Annotated in this window: 25 protein-coding genes, 1 pseudogene and 3 riboswitches; of the genes and pseudogenes, 16 read left to right on the forward strand and 10 right to left on the reverse strand. The window is 44.9% G+C overall.

What is annotated here, in order from left to right; translation table 11 throughout:
* Positions 1–118 precede the first annotated feature (118 nt).
* Together AB1K91_RS15890 and AB1K91_RS15895 are read right to left on the reverse strand one after the other, a co-directional pair.
* Positions 119–1285: an MFS transporter gene (locus tag AB1K91_RS15890; protein WP_413091221.1), complete on the reverse strand. Its 1167-nt coding sequence runs from the start codon at positions 1283–1285 to the stop codon at positions 119–121.
* Positions 1286–1383: 98 nt separating this feature from the next.
* A complete protein-coding gene (locus AB1K91_RS15895) occupies positions 1384–1698 on the reverse strand; it encodes an ArsR/SmtB family transcription factor (protein WP_093728003.1) in 315 nt (104 codons plus the stop codon).
* Positions 1699–2069: 371 nt separating this feature from the next.
* Positions 2070–2169, forward strand: a riboswitch (purine riboswitch).
* 54 nt (positions 2170–2223) lie between these two features.
* Here AB1K91_RS15895 and AB1K91_RS15900 point away from each other — a divergent pair.
* The 15 genes and pseudogenes from AB1K91_RS15900 to AB1K91_RS15970 all read left to right on the forward strand — a co-directional run bounded on the left by AB1K91_RS15900 (position 2224) and on the right by AB1K91_RS15970 (position 14593).
* Positions 2224–3387, forward strand: a complete 1164-nt coding sequence (locus tag AB1K91_RS15900; protein WP_413091222.1) for an MFS transporter — start codon at positions 2224–2226, stop codon at positions 3385–3387.
* Positions 3388–3533: 146 nt separating this feature from the next.
* On the forward strand, positions 3534–3848 hold the full coding sequence (locus AB1K91_RS15905) for a putative quinol monooxygenase (RefSeq protein WP_413091224.1): 315 nt from the start codon (positions 3534–3536) through the stop codon (positions 3846–3848).
* A gap of 307 nt (positions 3849–4155) precedes the next feature.
* On the forward strand, positions 4156–5154 hold the full coding sequence (locus tag AB1K91_RS15910) for a serine hydrolase domain-containing protein (RefSeq protein ID WP_413091226.1): 999 nt from the start codon (positions 4156–4158) through the stop codon (positions 5152–5154).
* 13 nt (positions 5155–5167) lie between these two features.
* On the forward strand, positions 5168–5656 hold the full coding sequence (locus AB1K91_RS15915) for an NUDIX hydrolase (protein ID WP_413091227.1): 489 nt from the start codon (positions 5168–5170) through the stop codon (positions 5654–5656).
* On the forward strand, positions 5653–6051 hold the full coding sequence (locus AB1K91_RS15920) for a DinB family protein (protein WP_413091228.1): 399 nt from the start codon (positions 5653–5655) through the stop codon (positions 6049–6051). The genes AB1K91_RS15915 and AB1K91_RS15920 overlap by 4 nt, the downstream gene beginning before the upstream one ends.
* A 279-nt stretch (positions 6052–6330) precedes the next feature.
* Positions 6331–7083, forward strand: a complete 753-nt coding sequence (locus AB1K91_RS15925) for an SDR family NAD(P)-dependent oxidoreductase (RefSeq protein ID WP_413091230.1) — start codon at positions 6331–6333, stop codon at positions 7081–7083.
* Positions 7084–7104: 21 nt separating this feature from the next.
* Positions 7105–7876: pseudogene (locus tag AB1K91_RS15930) on the forward strand (SDR family oxidoreductase).
* Positions 7877–7987: 111 nt separating this feature from the next.
* A riboswitch (TPP riboswitch) is annotated at positions 7988–8099 on the forward strand.
* An 87-nt stretch (positions 8100–8186) separates the two neighbouring features.
* Positions 8187–8816, forward strand: a complete 630-nt coding sequence (locus tag AB1K91_RS15935) for a thiamine phosphate synthase (RefSeq protein ID WP_413091232.1) — start codon at positions 8187–8189, stop codon at positions 8814–8816.
* On the forward strand, positions 8800–9921 hold the full coding sequence (thiO, locus tag AB1K91_RS15940; protein ID WP_413091234.1) for a glycine oxidase ThiO: 1122 nt from the start codon (positions 8800–8802) through the stop codon (positions 9919–9921). The genes AB1K91_RS15935 and thiO overlap by 17 nt, the downstream gene beginning before the upstream one ends.
* On the forward strand, positions 9918–10121 hold the full coding sequence (gene thiS / locus AB1K91_RS15945) for a sulfur carrier protein ThiS (protein WP_413091236.1): 204 nt from the start codon (positions 9918–9920) through the stop codon (positions 10119–10121). Before thiO ends, thiS begins: the two co-directional genes overlap by 4 nt.
* Before the next feature lie 5 nt (positions 10122–10126).
* Complete coding sequence (locus AB1K91_RS15950; RefSeq protein ID WP_413091238.1) at positions 10127–10891, forward strand: thiazole synthase; 765 nt, start codon at positions 10127–10129, stop codon at positions 10889–10891.
* Positions 10891–11901 carry a ThiF family adenylyltransferase gene (locus AB1K91_RS15955; protein WP_413091240.1) on the forward strand — a complete coding sequence of 337 codons (1011 nt, stop codon included), beginning with the start codon at positions 10891–10893 and terminating at the stop codon, positions 11899–11901. The genes AB1K91_RS15950 and AB1K91_RS15955 overlap by 1 nt, the downstream gene beginning before the upstream one ends.
* Positions 11902–11972: 71 nt before the next feature.
* Positions 11973–12068, forward strand: a riboswitch (SAM riboswitch).
* Positions 12069–12153: 85 nt separating this feature from the next.
* On the forward strand, positions 12154–13317 hold the full coding sequence (locus AB1K91_RS15960; RefSeq protein WP_413091242.1) for a homoserine dehydrogenase: 1164 nt from the start codon (positions 12154–12156) through the stop codon (positions 13315–13317).
* A gap of 175 nt (positions 13318–13492) precedes the next feature.
* A complete protein-coding gene (locus AB1K91_RS15965; protein ID WP_413091244.1) occupies positions 13493–13630 on the forward strand; it encodes a DUF2292 domain-containing protein in 138 nt (45 codons plus the stop codon).
* Between the two features lie 141 nt (positions 13631–13771).
* Complete coding sequence (locus AB1K91_RS15970; RefSeq protein WP_413091246.1) at positions 13772–14593, forward strand: zinc ribbon domain-containing protein; 822 nt, start codon at positions 13772–13774, stop codon at positions 14591–14593.
* A gap of 40 nt (positions 14594–14633) precedes the next feature.
* Here the strand turns inward: AB1K91_RS15970 and AB1K91_RS15975 are convergent, their stop codons facing one another.
* The 4 genes from AB1K91_RS15975 to AB1K91_RS15990 all read right to left on the reverse strand — a co-directional run bounded on the left by AB1K91_RS15975 (position 14634) and on the right by AB1K91_RS15990 (position 19014).
* Positions 14634–16430 carry a zinc ribbon domain-containing protein gene (locus tag AB1K91_RS15975; RefSeq protein WP_413091247.1) on the reverse strand — a complete coding sequence of 599 codons (1797 nt, stop codon included), beginning with the start codon at positions 16428–16430 and terminating at the stop codon, positions 14634–14636.
* Between the two features lie 162 nt (positions 16431–16592).
* Positions 16593–17045 carry a GNAT family N-acetyltransferase gene (locus AB1K91_RS15980; protein WP_413091249.1) on the reverse strand — a complete coding sequence of 151 codons (453 nt, stop codon included), beginning with the start codon at positions 17043–17045 and terminating at the stop codon, positions 16593–16595.
* Positions 17046–17107: 62 nt separating this feature from the next.
* The gene (locus AB1K91_RS15985) at positions 17108–17527 is read right to left on the reverse strand and encodes a universal stress protein (RefSeq protein ID WP_413091251.1); all 420 of its coding nucleotides are present in this window, start codon (positions 17525–17527) and stop codon (positions 17108–17110) included.
* A 14-nt stretch (positions 17528–17541) separates the two neighbouring features.
* Entirely contained in the window at positions 17542–19014 is a 1473-nt protein-coding gene (locus AB1K91_RS15990) for a SulP family inorganic anion transporter (RefSeq protein ID WP_413091252.1), read from the reverse strand.
* Positions 19015–19162: 148 nt separating this feature from the next.
* On the opposite strand from AB1K91_RS15990, the gene AB1K91_RS15995 reads away from it, so the two are divergent.
* Positions 19163–19684, forward strand: coding sequence for a recombinase family protein (locus tag AB1K91_RS15995; RefSeq protein WP_413091253.1), 522 nt, complete (start codon positions 19163–19165; stop codon positions 19682–19684).
* A 159-nt stretch (positions 19685–19843) separates the two neighbouring features.
* Here the strand turns inward: AB1K91_RS15995 and AB1K91_RS16000 are convergent, their stop codons facing one another.
* The 4 genes from AB1K91_RS16000 to AB1K91_RS16015 are packed head-to-tail and all read right to left on the reverse strand — an operon-like array spanning position 19844 to position 22505.
* The gene (locus tag AB1K91_RS16000) at positions 19844–20716 is read right to left on the reverse strand and encodes an ABC transporter permease (protein ID WP_413091255.1); all 873 of its coding nucleotides are present in this window, start codon (positions 20714–20716) and stop codon (positions 19844–19846) included.
* Complete coding sequence (locus AB1K91_RS16005) at positions 20682–21620, reverse strand: ABC transporter ATP-binding protein (RefSeq protein WP_413091257.1); 939 nt, start codon at positions 21618–21620, stop codon at positions 20682–20684. The genes AB1K91_RS16000 and AB1K91_RS16005 overlap by 35 nt, the downstream gene beginning before the upstream one ends.
* Positions 21607–22050, reverse strand: coding sequence for a DUF3021 family protein (locus AB1K91_RS16010; protein ID WP_413091259.1), 444 nt, complete (start codon positions 22048–22050; stop codon positions 21607–21609). The genes AB1K91_RS16005 and AB1K91_RS16010 overlap by 14 nt, the downstream gene beginning before the upstream one ends.
* Positions 22047–22505, reverse strand: coding sequence for a LytTR family DNA-binding domain-containing protein (locus AB1K91_RS16015; RefSeq protein WP_413091261.1), 459 nt, complete (start codon positions 22503–22505; stop codon positions 22047–22049). The genes AB1K91_RS16010 and AB1K91_RS16015 overlap by 4 nt, the downstream gene beginning before the upstream one ends.
* Between the last annotated feature and the right edge of the window lie 58 nt (positions 22506–22563).

Consider the following 22563-nt stretch of genomic DNA (forward strand, 5'->3'; position numbering starts at 1 on the left):
TTATTCTATTATAAAAAAGTTAGAAAAAGAAATGAACCCAAAATAAAAAGGCTGTCGAGACTTTCTCGACAGCCTGAAGACAGGCCAAGCCTGTCTTTTTTTCTGCTATGGATTATTTTCAGTCTTTCATGCGATAACTCACAAACGATAGCGCAGAGGCAATAAGAGCACAAATCCCGCCTACAATGGCGAGATGCGGCAGCTTCCCGTAGGCCACTACCAATCCGCCTAAAGCTGAACCAAGTGTAATGCCGATATTGACCGACACAGGCGTAAGGGAAGAAGCGAAATCCCTGGCTGCTGTCGAGTAGGCTGCTGCCTCGTCCATCAAGTAGATTTGGATGGTGGCATTCATGACATAAATCATGACGGCCATGAGCATGATGCTGATTAGTCCAGCTATGGTAATGTCCATTGTCACGTAAAGGGAGCCGATGATGATCGCTTGAATGATGAATGCGTAACGCAAATCCCCGATTCCGTTCCGGCCGGCGATTTTACCCGCCAGGAAGTTGCTGCCGATAGAGAAGACGCCATATGCGAGCAGTACGATTCCAACGGAGCTGGAAGCAATGCCTAATTCTTCCTCGATGATGGGAGTGATATACGTGTAAATCGTATAAGTCCCTGCAATACTGAATGTCGGGATAAAGAAGCCGACAAGGATTTTTGGATTTTTAAATAGGACAAGTTGTTTCAGCATGGAACTTTTCTCACCGGCAGCTGTTTTCGGTAAAATAAACAGACTGATGATGAAGGCAATCAACCCAAGCAGCGCTGTTGCCCAGAATGTCAGGTGCCAGGAACCTAATTGACCGATAAAGGTGCCAAGAGGCACGCCGAGGACATTGGCAATCGTGAAACCGGCAAAAATGAGTGCAATGATAGAAGAACGTTTTGCTGCCGGCATGGCATCACTTGCTATTGTCATCGCTAAAGCGGTGAGGACACCACTTGCCGCAGCTGTCACGATACGTGCTGTGAGCAGGATGCCAAAGGATGATGTTAATGCGCTGACGATATTACCTAAAATAAAAACAATAATCAGTGTCAGCATAAGTGGATATTTCCCAAACCTGCTTACCCAGCCAGTCAAAAGAGGGGTACCGATTGCGTAGGCAATGGCAAAGCCGGAAACGAGTGTGCCAGCTGTCGCAACGGTTACGTTCAGATCAGCAGCTACTTCCGTCAGTAAGCCGACAATGACGAATTCGCTTGTTCCCATGACGAACGTCAGTAAAGTTAAGGTGAATGCTAAGAAAGTTTGTCTTTTTGTTAAAGCCATTGTGTCGCTCCATTTCATTAGTGTATTTGTATATCGGAATAAATCGATATTCAATGTGAAAAGAAAAGAAATCCTTGAAAGGATCTCCCGCAATTCAATTATAACTCTTTATCTAAATATGCTGCTAGCTTCTGCAATGTCTCTTCATTTCTGCGGTAATACGTCCATTGATTATGACGGATGGACTCCAGCAATCCAGCACGCTGCATCATGGCCAAATATTGGGATACCGTGGATTGAGAAGCTTGGACTTTTTCTTGAATGTCTCCGACACAGACACCGCCCTTATAATGAACCTCCTTTGGCAGATGTGCCTGCTGCTTGGGAAAATGCTTCTCCGGCTCTTTGAGCCAATGCAGGATTTGCAGTCGTTTCTCATTCGACAAAGCTTTGAATAGTTCGATTGTATTCATGAGTCCATTGTATATCGGGTTTTCTCGATAAAGCAATCATAAAACTCAATTTTACAAAAATCCTTTATTGAGTTTAGTCTATCTAATTAGTTAAACTGCTTGATAGGAGGAGGTAATCTATGAATTATTAGCATTGGAAATATGATTTCTATTGCCGCCATCGTTGCTTTCATTTCTAGTAGTAGTTAACAATTGGCTAGACTTTAACCTATATGGTTACGCAGGTATCATAGCGACGGGATCTATGGCATTTATGATAAAAGGGCGGAACCAATATTAATCTAATTATTTGATAAATAATAAGATCTATTCGTTGATACTTTCTCCATCTTGCAGATATGCCAGTATCTTGCTATAATGCTCTAAGAAAATGGAATACGTTCGTTTTACACTGTATAACCTCAATAATTTGGTTTGAGGGTCTCTACCAGGAGCCATAACTCCCTGATTACAGATATTAATCTGTAATCAGGGAGTTTTTTTTTGTGCCATTTTCGAATATAGGTTATAGAAAGGAAATGGAAATTGAATTTCAGAGTCTTTATATTAGCTATTTCTGTTATATCGGTAGGGTTAGTAGAATTGATCGTTGGGGGAATATTGCCGACGATTGCAGATGATTTACATGTTTCAATCGGCCAGGCTGGCCAGCTGATTACCGTGTTTGCTTTGGTTTACGCGCTATCCGGTCCGGTATTATATACACTGACAGCGAACATTGAGCGGAAGAAGCTCTTGCTGTTGACGTTAGGTGTGTTCGTGTTGGGGAATGTCGTTACTTATGTGAGTCCATCATTTCTTTTTGTCATGATTGCTCGTGTAATTACAGCCATGAGTACTGCATTGATCATTGTTCTTTCTTTAACTATTGCGGCGAAGATTGTCCAGCCGCAGCATCGCGCAAAAGCAATTGGTCTTATTTATATGGGAATCAGTTCCTCGCTCGTGCTTGGGGTGCCGATCGGTATTATCATCAGTGATGCTTTCGGCTGGAGAATGCTGTTTCTGTTCATTGGCTTGATGGCTTTGTTATCCATGATTTTGATTGCGTTCACGCTCGATCGCATCGAGGTCGAACAGGTTCAATCCTTGAAATCACAGCTGAAAGCACTAAGGAACAAAAAGATGCTGACAGCCCATTTGACGATGCTGTTCTTGCTTGCAGGTCACTATACGATTTACGCGTATTTCACGCCTTTCCTTGAATTCGAATTGAATCTGAATACACAATGGATCAGTATTTGCTACTTTATCTTCGGTATTGCAGCAGTTGCCGGTGGAGCCTTCGGGGGAAGCCTGGCGGATAAATTCGGTTCTAAAGTGAGTATCATTCTTGTGGTGGCATCATTCGCCATCATTTTATTCGTGCTGCCGTTCTCGACGGCTTCTTTCCCATTGTTCCTAGTGGTAATGGTAATCTGGGCTGCTCTAAGCTGGAGTCTGGCACCGCCATTGCAGAATTATATCGTGGAAACGGATGCGGAGACTGCTGGCATTCATCAAAGCTTTAACAATTCAGCGCTGCAGATCGGTATTTCCCTGGGATCATTAGTAGGTGGAGTGGTGAATGGAGCGACGTCCTCGATGCAGACGACAGCGCATGTCGGCAGTCTCTTGGTCATCATCTCACTTGCTTTTGCGGTTTGGTCTTTGCGAAGTCCAGTACGGAAGGTAATCCAAAATAGGTAATTGTAAAGCGGACAAGTCAATTGTCCGCTTTTTTGTTTTCTTCTTTGAAATGATGTCACGATGACCGCTCTGGTGGATAAAGGATTTTACATAAAGCATGTCGTATTTCTCTTTTAAACTACTCTTACGAGGAAAGGTTGGATCGGATGCAGAAGTTCGGCTTATTTGGCAGATTCTTAGTAGATAAAGAAGATAGAGAAGAATTGAGTACGATTCTTTTGGAGGCAGCAGCGGCTATGGAGGATGTGGATGGATGCGAAGTATATCAGGTCAGTGTGTCCAATGAAGAGCCGCAAGCAGTATATGTATATGAGGTATGGAAAGATGAAGCAGCTCATCAGGCCTCGCTTTCCCTAGAAGTGACACAAACATTAATCCAACGGGCAAAGCCCCTTATAACAGGAATGGACCGAATGAATACTTTGCAAACATTAGGAGGATTAGGTATTGAAACTAATTGAAGGGCGGGCAAATCATTTGTCCGCTCTTATTTTTTTCTGCAGCTGTTCTACATAATATTTGTACTTCCAACCTATCGTGTATATCTGTCAGGGCAGCAATGCAACTATAATCAGCTCCATTCATTATTTCTATATCCATCATTTATTTCCAATTATGGTACCATGAAAAGAGAGACAGGAATAGAGATGTTCTTGACGTGAAAGGCTTGATTGTAGGTGCTTGGCACTGCGGCTTCTGTATGCTGTTCTCTGATCTTTGGATTTGCTGTAAGTATTTTGAAGATTCGAAAGATGGGGAGGTTTAATAATGGAAGATTTGAAAAACAGATTGAAAAAGATAGCAGAGGAAATAGATTTCTCTGGCGTAGCTTATATAGAAGAAGATAAGGAAAGCTATTTCTTCCAAAATGGGTATGCCAATAAGCAAGACAAGCTGGCATTTGATAAGCAGACAAGGTTTGGAATAGCTTCAGGGGCAAAGGTTTTTACCGCTGTGGCAATTGCCAAACTGGTAGAACAAAAGAAATTGGATTTCCATACGAAATTGAAAGATTGTCTGTCGATTACGTTTCCTTATTTCCATCAGGACGTGACGATTCACCATCTGCTGACGCACACATCGGGCATTCCCGATTATTTCGATGAAGAGGAAATGGATGACTTCGAAGAACTATGGCAGACCTTGCCGATGTATCGAGTGAAATCTGGTGCGGATTTCCTGCCTTTATTCCAGAACAAGGAGATGAAGTTCTCACCTGGTGAAAAGTTCCATTATAACAATGCAGCATTCATCGTTTTGGGATTAGTAGTGGAAGAGTTGGCCGGTCAGCCTTTTACAGCATTTGTCCAAAAGCATATTTTCGATCCTGCTGGAATGACAGAAGCTGGCTATTTTGCTTTTGATAAATTACCGGAGAATACAGCGATCGGCTATATAAAAGAGGAAAAAGGATATCGTTCCAATATATATGCACTGCCGGTAAGAGGCGGCGCTGATGGAGGCGTGTATGTAAGTGCGTCTGATATGATGCATTTCTGGGATGCGTTGTTCCAGAATAAGCTTCTTAGCGCAGAACTGACGGGCGAGCTGCTGAAGCCGCATGTTCAGGTGGATGAAGAAACAAGTTATGGCTACGGTATCTGGATAAAAAAAGCAGCGGAAGAGATCAAGAAATATTATGTTATCGGTTTTGACCCTGGTGTGAGTTTCCATGCGGCGTATTACCCGGATAGTGGACGAAAGATAGTGGTGCCTTCTAATCATGGGACTGGCCCATTTTATATTGTCCAAGCAATTGAAGCCTAAAAGGAGTGGCAGGATGCAGGATTTAACGATTGATCTGGGAGAGCATGTATTAAATTGCCGAACGGCAGGCATTTTAATAAAAGATAATCATGTCCTGCTACACAAGAATAAAAAAGATCCATTTTGGACGCTGATTGGAGGCAGGATCCAGCTGGGGGAAGATTCAGTACAAGCTGCGGAACGGGAGTTCGAGGAGGAACTTGGAATTCCTACTAGGGCAGAGAGGCTGCTGTGGATAGTAGAGAATTTCTTCATCTTGCGGAATCGGCCTTTTCATGAATACAGTTTTATTTATTTGATGAAAGATGTTGAAAATAAACTTCAAGGTACCGGTGAGGTTACTTCTCTCGAAGGCGGCAATTTTCTTTATGAATGGATTTCTATCGACAAAATCAAAGAGCTTTCCTTAAAACCCGATTTCTTGAAAGAGAAACTTGCTGAACTGCCATCTGCACCAGTACACCTGGTTCATAAAGAGATGGTTACGGCGGTGACTGAATGAAATGTAAGTATATGAAGAGCCACTTCGACACTATTTATCGGCAAAGGGAAAAGTTCGATAAGCAAATCCTTGCATATAAAGAAATAGAATGGATCCGTCCTATGTCTGAAAAATGGTCTATAGGGGAAACGTATTATCATTTGTATTTGCTGTTAAAGAGATTCAGGCAGCTGAATAAGGTATATATCCCGATTGGATCCATTCGGAAGCAGAAGCCTTTTAAAACAGAGATAGAAGATATTTATCAAGCATATCGGGAAAAGCATGGAAAACCGATGAGAGCTCCATCCATTTTACAGCCGCCAAAAAATATAGAGGGAAGGCTGGAATTTGATCAGCTTAAACAAAATTTGCATAAGGAGACAGTACAGCTCGAAAAGATGGTTTCGAAATAGAGAGCCAAATTGCCGGCCGGATTCGCTATCCTGACCCACTCGCACATTACCCCAACTTGATTCAGCGCATACAATTGATAGGCATTCATGAAAAACATCACTTTCGTCTCTGTGAAAAATACTACCACTTGAGTTAATGAACACATTGATTGTATCTGTTCAAGAATAATTTCCGGGCAGTTGCAAATTGCTTGACCGTTTTTTCATAAAAGGTGTAAGCTCTTACATATAGAGTAGGTAAATTAACCTATTTTTTTATAAAGGTAGGAGGCTATGCTTATGGATAGGCAGAAAGTAGCGGTCATTACGGGAGGCGGAAGCGGTCTTGGGCAAGCTGTCGCCTTACGATTGGCAGAAGAAGGTATCGCAATCAGCGTCGTTGACGTATCTGAAGCAGCTGGTCGGGAAACGGTCCGCTTGGTGGAAGAAAAAGGATCAAAAGCAATTTTCATAAAAGCTGATGTCAGCAAAGCAGAAGAAGTAAAACAATATGTAGTTAAAACAGTCGAGGCATTTGGTACTATCGATATGTTCTATAATAATGCAGGAATCTCGGGACCTGGAGTCAAATTTGTAGATAATACCATTGAACAGATTGATATGGTTTTAGGTATCAATCTGAATGGAGCTCTTTATGGTTTGAAATATGTTTTGGAAGTGATGCTTGCCAATGGCGGCGGGCGCATCGTGAACACGTCGTCCACAGCGGGCGTTGTCGGGCAGGCTACAGTCGGTACATATTCTGCGACGAAACACGCGATGGTCGGCATCACGAAAACATTGGCTGCTGAGTATGCGGCGCAAGGGATTGTAGTGAATGCAATAGCACCAGGTACGACAGAAACACCAATGGTACGAGAGTACAAGGAGAAAAATCCGGAAGCATTCGTAAATGCAACAGAACCAATCCCGCAGAAGCGTCTTGGCCAGCCGGAAGAAGTAGCGGAGCTTGTCACCTTCTTGCTGACTGGCAAAGCACCTTATATCAACGGTGTAGTTGTGCCGATTGATGGCGGATTCACTGCAATCTAAAAAACTAAAGGAGAGATTCTCATGAAACGTTTTGAAGATAAAGTAGTTTTGATCACAGGCGGCGGTTCAGGTCTGGGTCGTGCAGCAGCACTTCAAGTAGCAAAAGAGGGTGCAAAGCTTTCACTGGTCGATTTGAGCGAAATAGGATTGGAAGAGACAAAGCAGGAAGTTCTTGCAGCATGAAGTCCTCACAATTGTTGCAAACTGCGCGAATGAGCCTGAAGTAGAAGCTTATGTGAAGCAAACAGTAGACAAGTTCGGCAAAATCGACAGTTTCTTCAACAATGCAGGCGTGGAAGGAAAACAGAATCTCACAGAAGATTACGGCGTGGAAGAATTTGACCGTGTTGTAAACATCAATTTGAATGGTGTCTTCTATGGCATGCGGCATGTGTTGAAAGTCATGAAAGAGCAGGGCTTCGGTTCTGTTGTCAACACAGCCTCAGTCGGAGGGATCCGCGGTGTAGGCAACCAGTCCGGCTATGCAGCGAGCAAGCATGGCGTGGTCGGATTGACACGCAACTCTGGTATTGAATACGGTCAATACGGTGTCAGTATCAAGGCAATTGCACCTGGCGCAATCATGACGCCAATGGTTGAGGGATCGCTCCGTCAGCTGGGCGGAGATAATTGGGAAGAGGCAGGTAAGGAATTCGTCAGCGTCAACCCGATGAAGCGATTCGGCAAGCCGGAAGAAGTAGGATTTTTGGTTGCATTCCTGCTTTCTGATCAAGCGAATTTCATCAATGCAGCGGTTGTGCCGATTGACGGCGGACAATCTTATAAATACTGATCTATGTTTTCTCGGGAGACCATCTGGCTGATTCAGATGGTCTTTTTATTGCTGAAAAATTCTTGCATATTATGTTATTTATGCTACGATATGGATAAGTTCATAGTTAGTTTTTCACACTAGGGGATCCCTTCATAAGGGCTGAGATTAAGAGTGGCGACTCTTTAAACCCTCATAACCTGAACAGGTTCGGACCTGCGTAGGAAAGTGTAGACACTCGAGTTTACATGCTCTTTTGTATGTATTTTTCGCAGATCACACACCACTTTCCTCCGGGGGAGTGGTTTTTTGTGCTTCCGGGCTTGTTCACATGAAGAAGGTGATAGTGATCAAATTGATGGCAGTGACAGATGACAGGCATGATACTTCTGACTTGCTCCGTATATTGCTGGAGATTCATCCTTATGTCGATCATGTACAGATTCGGGAGAAGAAAAAGCCGGCTGGCGTGGTGTATGAGCTATGCCGGGAGTTGGTGAAGCGAGGGCTGCCAGAGGCAAAGCTATGGATCAATGACCGGGTTGATACAGCCATGCTGCTTGGTTTCAAGCAAGTGCATATTCCAGGGCATGGGCTGCCGTTGAAAGAGTTGAAAAGACATTATCCTGAGATGCGGTTCGGGGCTCCTATCCATTCACTTGAGGAAGCTGCGCAGGCAGAAGCAGCTGGTGCAGCATACGTGCTGTATGGTCATTGTTTTCCGACAGCAAGCAAGCAAGGGAAAATTCCTCAACCGCTATCCCATCTAGGAGGAATCCGCCAGAACGTTGGAGTGCCGTTGTATGGGATAGGAGGAATCACCGCAGAGAGATTAGCTGTATTGAAAGCGCTTGAATTGGATGGTGCTGCTGTGATGAGCGGCATTTTTTCAGCAAGACAACCGCTGGAAGCTGTGAAGAAATTAAGGGAGGAGTGTTCGCGTCTTGAAGCGATCCACTGAGGTAGCTGTCGTTGGAGGAGGTATCATCGGCAGTTCAATTGCTTATTATTTGGCGAAGGCAGGCCACCAGGTCGATTTATTTGAAGCAGGCCAAGTCGGTTCAGGCTCGACACAAGCAGCAGCGGGCATGCTGGGTGCGCATTCGGAATACAAAGAGTTCGGAGCGTCGCTGTATTCTTTTGCCCGCACTAGTCAAAAGCTGTACGAAGAAGCGGAAACGGATATTCGTGCGCTTGCGGGAATAGATATCGAGCGGCGCACTGGCGGATTATTGCAGCTTGTGTTTACGGCGGAAGAAAAAGCTAGGCTGTCCGAGATTCGTTCTTTGGCAGGTGTGACATGGCTTGATCAAACTGGTGCGGAAAAAGAAGTGCCCGGGCTGACAAAGTCTGTACTAGGGGCTGTTCATATAGCTTACGATGTGCATGTCACCCCTGCCAATGCCTGCAGAGGATTCTATTCTGCTGCCCAAACATTTGGAGCGCGTATACATGAATTCACTCGAGTTGATGATGTCGTGAACGAAGCTGGGCAATATCGGATACAGACTTCCAAGGGAGAATGGCAGGCTGCATATACAGTCATTGCCGGCGGTGTATGGAGTAATGCCCTTTTGCAGCGTTTGGGCTTGGGAACACCGCTTTATCCGGTAAAAGGGGAATGCATCGCTGTCACAAATACGCAGATGCCACTCACTTGCAGCTTATTCCATGATCAGCATTACATTGTTCCGCGAAACAATAACGAGCTGATCATCGGTGCGACGAAGGTCAGGGGTGATTGGAGTACAGAGCCGACTTTTGGAGGCATACAGACCGTCATGGAGAAAGCGAGGCAGATGCTGCCGGAGATAGATAAGATGCCGTTTCTCAGAAGCTGGGCTGGTCTCCGGCCTCAGACGATCGATGGCAAGCCGCTGATCGGGGAGCATCCGGAGATGAAGGGGTTGTTCATTGCCGCTGGCCACCAGCGCAATGGGATCCTGCTTGCTCCTGTTACAGGTAAGATGATCAGTGATTTGATTGACGGCAATACTGTCCCTGAAGAATGGACGAAAGCTTTTCGAGTCAACCGACTGCATACTGGTGAGGAGGTACGGATGTGAGCATTCAACTGAATGGCAGGCAGCATGAATTATCCGCGGATATCCAGAATGTCGCGCAGCTGTTAGGATCACTTTCATTGGAAAACAGGATTGTGATAGTCGAACTGAACAAGGAAATCATCAGCAAATCTGCATATGCAGATCAGCCAATCAGAGATGGCGATAAAGTCGAACTGATCCATTTTGTAGGAGGAGGATGAACGAGATGTTACAAATTGCAGATAAGACATTTGCTTCCCGTTTGTTGTTGGGAACAGGCAAATACCCGTCCTTTGAGGTGCAAAAAGAGGCCGTGGCTATATCAGAAGCAGAGATACTGACATTTGCAGTGCGTCGGATGGATATTTTCGAGGCATCCCAGCCGAATTTCCTCGAACAGCTTGATTTAGAACGGTATACCTTGCTGCCGAATACGGCGGGGGCTAAAACGGCCGAGGAGGCTGTCCGTATCGCCAAGCTGGCAAAAGCCTCTGGTTTATGCGATATGGTAAAGGTGGAGGTGATCGGCTGTGATAGGACATTGCTTCCCGATCCAGTCGAAACACTGCGTGCATCCGAAATGTTATTGGCGGAGGGTTTCATCGTCCTGCCATACACATCCGATGACGTTGTATTGGCCAAGCGGCTTGAAGGTTTGGGAGTCCACGCTATTATGCCAGGTGCATCGCCGATTGGTTCAGGAAACGGAATCATCAATCCTTTCAATCTTCGTATGATCGTGGAACAGTGCAGTGTACCAGTGATTGTCGATGCGGGCATTGGCTCTCCAAAGGATGCCGCTTACGCAATGGAGCTCGGAGCGGATGGAGTCCTGCTGAATACGGCAGTTTCCGGAGCTCAAGACCCTGTTAAAATGGCGCATGCAATGAAGCTGGCAATCGATGCGGGCAGAATGGGGTTTGAAGCAGGCAGGATTCCTGAGAAGAACTATGCTGTAGCAAGCAGTCCGACGGAAGGGTTGTTTACTTGATGCGGGATCGTTATCGGAAGCAGGAATTGTTTATCGGCAAGGAAGGGCAGACGCAGGTGGGGAAAAGTAAAATTGTCTTGATCGGTATGGGGGCATTGGGCTCTGCTTCTGCAGAGATGCTTGTCCGTGCGGGCATCGGGGAGCTGGTACTCATCGATCGCGATTATGTCGAACTTCATAACCTCCAGCGCCAGCAGCTGTATACGGAAGAAGACGCTGCTGCCTATTTGCCGAAAGCATCTGCTGCGGCAAAGCGGCTAAAGGCAATAAATCAGCATGTAAAGCTGCAATCGGTGATTGAAAATGTCGATCATCATAATATCGAACAGCTGATGGAAGGTGCAGATGTGATTCTGGATGCTACAGACAATTTTGAGACACGCTTGCTTGTCAATGATGCAGCGTTGAAGCATGGTATTCCTTACTTATATGGGGCTTGTGTCGGAAGCTATGGGGTGACGTGTCCGGTACTTGCCAACGGAGATGCCCCGTGTTTGCATTGTCTCTTGGAGCAGCTGCCGCAGCAAAGCGAAACATGTGATACGGCAGGGATCATCGGTCCGATTGTCCAATGGGTGGCAGCTGTGCAAGTGACGCAGGCGTTGCGGCTTTTATCCGGTCAAAAAGTTAAAGCGGAGTTATGTGCGTTTGATATTTGGACGGCTGATTATTCAAGGGTAGATGTACGAGGTCTGCGGGATTCGAGCTGTCCTAGCTGCGGCACACATGCAGTGCTGCCCTTTTTGAATGGAGCTGAACAGACAAGGCTCGATGTATTATGCGGCAGGGAGGCTGTTCACATACGGCCCGGTGCCAAGAAATCACTTGATCTGCCGGCTTTATCAAAAGAATGGGCCTCTTCGATCGATCATGTTGCTGCCAATGAACACCTGCTTGCCATTCAATACAGAGGTCACCGAATTGTGTTATTTGCTGATGGACGGGCAATCATCCACGGTGTAAATGATATTGTCCGAGCGCGTATCCTGTATGACAGCCTGGTCGGATAGTATTGTTAGAATTTTCAGTTGACGGTATGTCTTATTCATGCTAAACTCCTTCATAACAAACGAATACAAAACTCTTATCAAGAGCGGCGGAGGGACTGGCCCGATGATGCCCGGCAACCTGCAAGTTATCTTAGACTTGTATAGGTGCTAATTCCTGTAGATGAGAGAAGACACAGTGCGGTTACATTCGTCTCCCTGTCCTCTCAGGGGGACTTTTTTTATGCGGAAAAACATTCGAAGGAGGCAATATAGATGACAGCAGTTAAGATTGGATTGATAGGATACGGTACAGTAGGCAGTGCAGTGGGGCGGACGATACGATCCCATCAGGAGAATCTGCAGACCATTTTCGGGAAAGAAGTACAGGTGGCTGGAGTATTGGTACGGAATAAACAAAAATACACGCAGCAAGTCACAGCTGCACTGCTCACTGATGAAGCAGCGGAGCTTTTCGCAATCGAAGATCTTGATGTTATCATCGAAGCAAGTGTGGGTATCGAGCCTGCCTTCCGTTACTTGACTGAGGCGATCCATCGCGGCTGCCATATCATCACTGCGAATAAAGAGCTGATCGCGTCCCGAGGCGCGGAGCTGAAGCAATTGGCCAAGGAGAAAGGTGTGAGGCTTGAATACGAAGCAGCAGTCGCAGGCGGTGTCCCGGTGATCGGTACGCTGAAGCAGCTGCTCCATATCAACCGGGTTGTCAAAGTGGAGGCGATACTGAACGGCACCTCCAATTTCATTCTGACTGAGATGGCCGATAAAGGATTTGTATTTGAAGACGCACTGCGGCTTGCGCAGGAATCGGGATTTGCAGAGGCAGATCCTGCCAATGATGTGGATGGCTGGGATGCTTTTTATAAACTGATGGTCCTGAGTGATTTATTATTCGAGGCCCAGCCGGATTGGGAAAAAGTGACGCACAGGGGAATCCGTTCGGTTTCCGCACAGGATATCCAGGCAGCAGCTGAACAAGGATGGAAAATAAAGCACGTTGCCACGCTTGAAAATGCAAATGGAGAAGTCACTGCATCTGTCGAGCCGGTGGTTGTATCCGTTGATCATCCGCTCTACAGCGTCGATGGAGTAGATAATGCGGTTTGTATCGAGGGGGATCTGGTCGGCAAGCTGAAACTCCAAGGACCGGGTGCCGGTGCCCTGCCGACAGCCAGTGCCATCGTGGAGGATTTGGCTAATCTCGTTCATAACCGAAAAGAAGTCCTTGTAAAACGGGAAATCCGATTTACCGAGAAAAGCGGAACAGTACCTTTCGTCCATTTACCGACTGGTGAGACTGTTTATTTGCATGCAGAACATGTAGAAGCTGATGGACGCTATTATCGGATTGCTGCCAGGACACCTGCTAAAGCAGGGCTTGATGTCCGCGGAGTCATCCAAACTATTCAGAAACGTTGACAGCTATAGTTTGAATCCGTCTACTCCTCATTCCCTAAGGCAGTTTTCCAGTGGTTCCAGTCCTGCAGCAGAGAGGGATTTACCGCGAGGGTTATTCAGGCAGCACATTACGAGCGCATCTTGGTCTGCCGGAACCGTCCTACCCTAAATAATCCGTGATGAAAGGATGATTGATGTGAGTAAGGAAAATGGAGAGAAATGGGAAGAAATCATCAAGAAAGTGGATGATCTGCAATATGGCACCGTCTTGATCACTGTACATGACAATGAAATCAAGCAGGCAGATATTACAGAAAAGATACGTTTCATTTGAAGGTATACGGGGGAAAGGGCATACGTCGCGTATGCCTTTTTTATGGATTTGTAAGAAGCACTGCCTCTTTTGTCCTATTTTCTGTATACTGAGGAAGTACATAGAGAAATGTGCAATTATTTGGTTAAGGGAGTAGATTTTATGGTTACTTGTCCGTCATGTGGACACGAGAATGCAGAAGGGAGTAAGTTTTGTGAAAAATGCGGTGCAGCTTTGCAGGGACAATCAATACAAAGTACCCGTAATACAGCTGCCGCAACTGCAGATAATGCCAAGGCTAATGAATATCTAGAAGCTACAAAAGAGGTTTCGTTATCATTCTTCCATTATTTTTCGGATGTGATCAAACATCCATTTAGCTCGGGCAAACGTTATGGTGCAAGCAATCTTACAAATAGTATCATCACAATGGTGCTTTTTGCAGTCTTCTTGGGTTTAACGGTTTATTTCGGAATCAAGAACTTGATAAAAGAATTAGGAACGATGAGCTATATCGGTGAGATTATACGTTCTGAAGAAATGAATATCCAAGTTTCATTTGTTGAATTTGCCATCAAACCTTTCCTGTTTTTTGCTGTTTTTGTTTTCATCATTGCAGCCTTGGTGTATGCAGCAAGTAAGCTATCCAAGATGGACGCTGACTTTAAATCCATTCTTGTAAGATACGGAAGTTACCTAGTACCATTTCTCGGTTTGGTAGCAATTGGCTTCCTTCTATCCGTGATTAATATCGATATTTTCACGTGGTTCTCGGCAATTGGGTTCATAGGGACATTCTTTATCGTGCCAGTGTTGGTATTGGTGAGTTTGTATCGCGGAAATAGAACTGGAATCGATATCGCTTATAGTTCTTTGTTTGTTGTCGTATGTACGATGATTGTGCTATATATTGCACAACGCATGTATATCGCAGAAATGCTGGACAGAGTCGAGCAAATCCTTGGTCAAGGATTCTTCTTCTAAATAAAAAAAGAGGAGACAGATGAGCCTGTCTCCTCTTCTTTTATTCGATTTTTGTAAGTTTCCAGTCATCACCGGATTTTTTTGCTGTATAAGTCCAATCATATTGCTGTGATTCAGAAGATCCATCACTGTAGTTTATGGTGATAGTCTCTTTTGTCGTGATTGTGGCGGTGTCTCCATCTTCGCTGTATCCTGTAATCTCATAGGCATCAAGATTTTCTGTGATGCTCTTGGAAGTCAGATTATCAACAAGTGCAACCTGAGCTTTATACAGTTCAGAGTCTTCTTCCATGTAGGGTGCTACCGAGTCAAAGCTATCATTGTTGATGGCAACAATTAAACCATTCAAGTAGTTATCCATCAATGCAGAAGCAGTCTCGGGAACATCAGCTTTACTTGTTGTTGCCACCTCTGTTTTGGCAGATCCATCTGGTTTGTATAAAGTAGGTTCTTCATTCACTACTTCTTTCGTATTATCCCCCAAGGACCACACGGAGCCAACATCATTTACAAGCCATTTCTTTGCTTTTTCATCATAGATAAGCGTATAACTGTTGTCCGAAGTTTCCTCAGTCAGTTCAGGTTGTTCATCTTCTCCATACCAGTCTTCCTTATATGTGACACTTGCGTCTACTTGGGCGTACCACTTTCCATTCTTATAATCTAATAGGAATGAATCCATATCAAACAATGTAGATTGAAGGGAACCCTGATAGGACTCATCCCATGTGGTATAACTTTCGATTATATCTTTTACGTTATCCTGGTAATTGGTTGTTGCGTCCTTCAATTTCCCTTTGTCAGCAAGTGCTTGCGCCTCAGCATATTGATCATTTACAGCGACTATGCGATCGATCAGCTGCTGTTTCATGTCCTCACTCAGCGCCGGTATGCTCATGTAAGAGGAATCGATTGAAACATCCTCTGTTTTTGCTGTTCCCCAAGGATATTCCGTTTCCACTGCCATCGTCATGGATCCGTCTATCAGGACCGGACCGAATGTACTGTCTTTATATGGATCAATTTCGGTTTCTTTGCCATTTACATAAAGTTTCCCTTTTACATCTGGCATTTCTTCCAAACCAAGAGAAAGTTCTACGTCTTCTCCATCCAATTGCAGATAAGCTGATGAGTCAGTCGAAGTCCCCATCAGATCGATGGATTCATCCTTGGCTAATTCCGTGAAGTCTGTTGCCAGGGCGGCAGATAACTTGTGTGTTCCTGGAACGTAAGGACCAAATGTCTTCTCAAAACCATCAGAATCAGCGGTGCCTACTTCTTCCCCGTCAACTTTAAGTACCGTATCTTTGTAATCAGTGGATAAAGTGATGTAATAAGGAGTGACATCTATTTGATAGTTATCGTAAAACAGAAGCTTTTTCCCATCCATCTTCAGATTGATTGGTCCTTCGGTACTTCTTTCCGTACCAGACTGGTTATGGAGATCATCAACCAGCATGTCGAATTCTTCCGGATTCTCATCATAGTATGTAATTAGACCTTTGACCGTTTTATCGTTTATCTTGAGTTTGTTATCATCTGTGGAAATGACTTTTGCTAGTGCCTTTGCGTCCTTTTTGTCCACAGCTGTTTCGAACTTTTCAAGCAATCTTTCTTTTGAGGTAAAAGCTTCCCCTGTCTTATAACCGGTTATTAAGATGACGACAGCTGCGATGGCACTCCACAAAATGATCTTGTTTTTCCTGCTCATTTTTTTCTTTGGCGCAGCTTGCTGCTGGCGCTGAGGAGCAGGGCTGCTATCTACGCGTGTGCCGCAGTCATTACAGAATTGAGCGCCGGGCTTCAACTCTTTACCGCATTCTTTACAGTACTTCATAAATTCTCCTCTCTCTGTCTCGTCAGAATAAATAATATAAGAACAAATAAAGACAGCATTCTTATTATAATATTATCCTACTAAATATCTAGATGATTGAGGGAATTAATTTGGAGAACTGGAAGTTTATTATAAAAATGCTAAAGATAAGAACAGCTGCATTTATAGTTTACAAGAAAAACGAATCATGTCTCGGCACTGGATACCATTTTCATAAATCGGTTCTTCATAATGCCGGAGGAAATAATCCTGATCGATCTCTGTCATGCGAAAGCCGCATTTCTGGTAGAAAGCGATTTGATTGATACTGGAGTTGCCGGTTCCCACTTCCAAGATAGTGAATCCTTGTGAACGGGCCTGTTCAATGGCATGGCGGATAAGATATTTACCGATTCCCATTCCTTGATTGTCTTCACTTACAGAGATATTGATGATCTCGGCCATTTTTTGACTGATCGGCAGTAAGACATATATGCCGACGATATGATTCTCTATTTCTGCAACAAAGCTGCTTCCTTTGGAAAGATAGGATTCTATTTTTGGACGAGATGGGTCTGCCTCGAGCAGCAGTTCCATAGGGGGTGTCTCTGATGGGGTAAGTTTTCGTATCTTCATCGTATCACTCCTGTTTTGGGCATATAAAAAGGCTGCCGGGATATGCCGGCAACCGTTGTCAGTCATTTGACGATCAGCACAGAACATTTGGCGCGTTTTGCGACACGGCTGCTGACGCTGCCGAGTACGACTTCCTGAAGAGGATTCAGCCCCCGGCTGCCGATGATGATGAGATCGGCTTTCGTGTCACGGGCATGCTCAAGGATCATCGGAGCAGGTTCGCCGTGCTTCATGATTAGTTTGTAATCGATGGATGCAGCTTCGAATGCATCGCGGAAGCGCTGGAGCCTTTCGTCGCGCTTGCTTTGCAGCTGGATTGGGTCACTGCTGTGCAGGACATCTGCTTTTGTCTTCTCATAATCCAGGACTTGAATCCCTTCAACATGTGCTTCGGGCTGCAGCTTTGCCAGCTGGATTGCGTGCTCTGCTGCGAGAAACGAATGATCAGATCCGTCGATTGCCACTACGATCTTCTTATACATGGATGCACCGCCTTTTAATGGTTTGATACTTTCACATATGCTGAATCGCTAGTTGTCAATCTGCTCATAAGCGCCTGACTGTCATTATTCAAGCCTTCCAAAGTGACAGTCGTACCTTTCTCCATGAATTTTAGCATGATTTTATCGATTGCTGCCACTGCGGAGTCATCCCAGATATGGGTATTGGTAAAATCAAGGGTCACTTGCTTCAGATTGCCTTCGTAAGAAAAGCTATTCGTAAAATCGGTGACCGAGGCAAAGAACAGCTGGCCTGTGATAGCGTATCGGATATGATCTTTTGTTGTTCCAGGACTTTTTTCTACCTTCACTTTTGAAATCTTGGCAACGAAGAAAATGGCACTTAGCAGGATACCGATGAATACACCGATGGATAAGTTATGTGTAGCTACCACCGCGACGACGGTTACAACCATGACAGCCGAATCCGATAATGGAACACGTGTCAGGCTGCGCAGTGAGTACCAATCAAACGTACCGATGGAAACCATGATCATGACACCGACAAGCGCAGGCATTGGAATCATGACGACCCAATCTCCTAAAACAAGGATGAGGAACATCAGGAAGATTCCTGCAACAAGAGTGGAAAGACGTCCTCGGCCCCCGGATTTAACATTGATGACGGACTGTCCGATCATCGCACAGCCAGCCATGCCGCCGAAAAAGCCTGTCACGATATTGGCGATACCCTGTCCGCGAGCTTCTTTGTTCTTGTTGCTAGCCGTATCCGTCATGTCATCAACGATCGATGCAGTCAACAAGGATTCCAGCAACCCGACGATCGATAGTGCCAATGCCGTTGGGAAGATGATTTGCAAAGTCTCCCAATTGAATGGGATATCAGGAATCAAGAAAGAAGGTAAAGCCTGCTTGATTTCTCCCAGGTCACCAACCGTCCGGACATCAAGATGCAGGACTATGCTTGAGATCGTTATTGCCAATATGGCTACAAGCGGCGCCGGTACGGCTTTTGTAATGTAAGGGAACAGGTAAATGATGGCAAGTGTGACACCAACTACGATATAAGTGGTCGTATTGATCCCGATGAAATGCGGAACTTGCGCCATGAAAATCAGGATGGCAAGTGCGTTCACGAATCCGATCATGACCGAACGCGGAATGAATTTCATGAATCGGGCAATACCTAAGACGCCGAATAAGAGCTGCAGGACGCCTGTAAGGATAGTAGTGGCAAATAAATACTGTAAGCCGTGTTCTTTAACCAATGTCACCATCAATAATGCCATTGCGCCTGTTGCAGCAGAGATCATGGCGGGCCTTCCGCCGACAATGGCAATGATGACGGCCATGGAGAATGATGCATATAATCCGACCATCGGGTCCACACCTGCGATGATGGAAAAGGCGATCGCTTCCGGAATCAAAGCCAAGGCAACGACAATCCCGGACAGGAGATCACCACGGATATTTCCAAACCATTGTTTATTCAGTTTTGTTTCTGACAATCTACATACACCTCGTTTTTATTTATTTTGTTGACTTCCAAGTCTCATAGAAGTCGGGTCCGAATTTTGATAAGCTTACTGTAACATGATTGAAGTATTTTGTGAACCAAAACTAACGTTTTTGGTACATTGTTTGGAGTGATTTAGAATGAAAATCGCATATATAAGGGAATTTTTACAAGAAAAATGGAGACAGCAGCCACCAGAAATCCGGAGCTGTGAAACAGTGATAGAGGAAAGGGAAGACGTACAAGGACAGCCTTTGTTGGAGGAACTATTGGAGGAGCTGCAGCCAGGCGATGTACTGGTTGTACGCAAATTGTACAGTTTAGCCAATTCGACAAAACATCTAATCGAAATTTGTCGAAATCTGAAGGAAAAGCAAGCAGCTCTAATATCGATTGAAGACAGCATCGATACTAGGGGAGATTCGTTTTTTCAGCACCTGGAACAGATTGCTGATTTCCGGAAAGAAGTGGTCGGAGAGAGAACCAAGGCAGGTTTGTCTGAAGCTAAATCAAGGAACCGGACAGGCGGCAGGCCGCGCAAGCCTGATAGGAATGTTCAAAAGGCGATTGACATGTATCGCAGCAAGAAATATACGATTGCGGACATTACCATCGAGACTGGCATAAGTAAGACGACTTTATATCGATACCTGCAAGAGTAGATTTTTATCGAAAAGGGAAGTCAAACAAGCGTTTGAATTAATATGAACTAAGCTAATAGGGAATTATTGAATATAAAAAAGCCAGTACACATCTTTAACGTGTGTACTGGCTTTTTTATGGTGCCTTGGTAAATAAACTAGCAGCTGATTATGCTCAATTCACATCCGAACAGAACGCATCCAAATGCCAAGGCTTAGAAAAATGATACCTGTCATAGCCAGGATACCTAGAATGACAGGTAGCTGCGTAACAGAATCGAATAAAGTGATTTGCAAGCCGAATGTTTCTTTGAATCCATCTAAAATAGAGATTGGGGCTTCGGCGAAAGTGATTTCCATTGCGGGCTGCATCAGGACGTCGCGAAGTGCTGCGACGCCATACGTCGGCGGGAAGAACTTCGTGATTTCCTGGACGAATGCAGGCAGCTGGCCAATCGGGATGTAAATGCCGAGCAGAAACCCGGATAAGGTTCCGACCAACGTGCCCATGGATGAAAAAGATTTTCGGGATTGGATTGGAACAGTTATTGCAAATAGAAACGCCGCAGAAGAAAAGGTGATCAGCATAATCAGTCCGATTGCTGCGATTAGGCTGCTCAAAGTAATGGTAGGCTTATCACTTAGCCAAAAATAGCCTTGGGAAATAAGCAGGGCACCAACAGAAAACACGACAGCAATGAGCCACGCAGATAATAGATATCCAATAACCAATTGTGTTCTCGTGATTGGTGTGATGAGCAACGCGTGCAACTGATTACTGGCAGCATCCTCGATCATCGTACCCAATACCGATAGCGTGACTGTCAGTGAGATGACGACGATGATCCCTGCCAATAGCCAGCTTTGCATCAAGGCTTTCATGCCAGTTGCTCCTTGGGCTGCTTGCTGGGCTGAATCAGTTGTTACATCGGCCAGGAACAGCAAGTAAAGCACAATGATGATCCCAGTGGTCAGTAAAGACATGAAAACAGCAGTCTTGTCGCGGAAATACAGTCGGTTAGAACGTGTTGTCAGCTGCCAAATTGTTTGCATGGGTATGCTCCTTTACTAAATTAATGAAAACATCGTCAAGGCTGCCTTTGATTAATTCGAAATCCGTTACATTACCCTCCAGCTGCCGGAGGATGTGATAAGCTGTCAGGCTATTTGGTACAGAAATCTGAAAGTAACCTTGTTTCCGGATATAGTGATGGGATAGTTCATCTAATAATGCATTTGCATATGCGGGTTCATCCACTTGGAGGCGCAGTGTATCTGTGGCATATTCCCGCTTTAATTCAGCTGGCGTTCCTTGTGCTTTGATCTTTCCCTTATCGACTACAACAATCTGATCCGCTTCAGCGGCTTCTTCCATGTAATGTGTCGTCAGGAACACAGTCATTTGGAGCTGCTGCTGCAGGCTGGCAACTGTTTTCCATACGTCCACCCTGGTTTGGGGATCCAAACCGGTTGTCGGTTCATCCAAAAACAGGATTGCTGGTCGATGAAGCAGTGCCCGGGCAATTTCTGCACGCCGTTTCTGCCCTCCAGACAAATGACGGAATTGCTTTTTCAAGATTGGGGCAAGCTGCAAGGTATCGGTGACCCATGAAATGCTGGTTTGCGTATCTGTTTTCGTCATGCCATAAAATCGTCCCCACATCTCGAGATTTTCCTTAATGGTAAGAACATCATCCAGTACATTGTCTTGAAAAACGAGACCGATACGCTTGCGGATTTCTGCATCGTCTTTACCCGCGCGGAACCCGTCGACGAGGATTGATCCTGCTGATTGCCGCAGACGGGTAGCAATCATGTGGATGGTGGTTGATTTCCCTGCACCATTTACGCCCAGGAATGCGAATAGATGGCCTTTCTCTACATTAAATGTTAAATCATCTACAGCTTTTGACTTGTCATAGGATTTTGTCAGATTCTTGATGTCAATGATTTTCATCCATTTCACGCTTCTTCCTTTTATAATTAGCGAGTTCTTCATTTAACTGCTTTGTCTCAACGGTTTGAATTAGATGGTAAATGCCCCACAGGATGATATAAATAAAGATAACAAGAGCAAATAATAATCCGAGCAGCTTCCAGTTGCCTGTATCAAACCAGTCGAAAAAGAAAGCAGCCCCTGTGAAGGCACTTAAGACGACCAAGAGGTATAGGAAGGTGCGGATTAAAAAGTTTGATTCATTCGCACGGCGGCTAAAGATTAGTTTTTGTATCCAAGTCAGTACGAAAGTGATTAGTGCAGTTTGAGGTACGAAAGCAATAGCCATTTCCTTATTTCCAATAAACACATAGATATATATGCTGGTTGCAAAAATGGAAAACATGAACATGATGCCCCAACTTTGAATGAAATTTACGAATGTTTTCATGATTTATTCCTCCCTCCTATTCCGAGTTTACGTTTGAGCTGCGGTACGTATTGTCGAGAAATCACTAACTTTTCTCCGTTTGTCAGGGTGGCGGTCAGCTTGCGGCCAAGTGCGGGCTTCAGTTTCTCCACCTTCGCGAGGTTTAGGATGACAGATTTGGAAACACGTATCAGATCGGGGCTGTAGTTCGCATCCTCGATTTGGTACAGCTTTAACGAGGATTGATAAACAGCATCCTTGTCATAGAGAAATACCGTATTATCTACGGACTCGATATAATAAAGGCTTTCCGGCTGGAGGAGATGCAACTCGCCATTCCGCTCGCCAGACAATCTTTCTTGGCTGGATGCCGATAGCATTCTGACCAATTCAAGAATTCGCGAATTGGCTTGGCGACAGGTGATCTGCACTTCTGTTTCCTTGCAATTATCGTCCTCCTGGATTGTGATTTTCATGGCAAACCTCCTGTTTTTATTGTTGGTATTTTCAGTGTAACGGTCGACTCAGGAAAAA

The sequence above is a fragment of the Terribacillus jepli genome (assembly GCF_047228925.1).
In the GTDB taxonomy this organism is placed as follows: Bacteria; Bacillota; Bacilli; order Bacillales; family Amphibacillaceae; genus Terribacillus.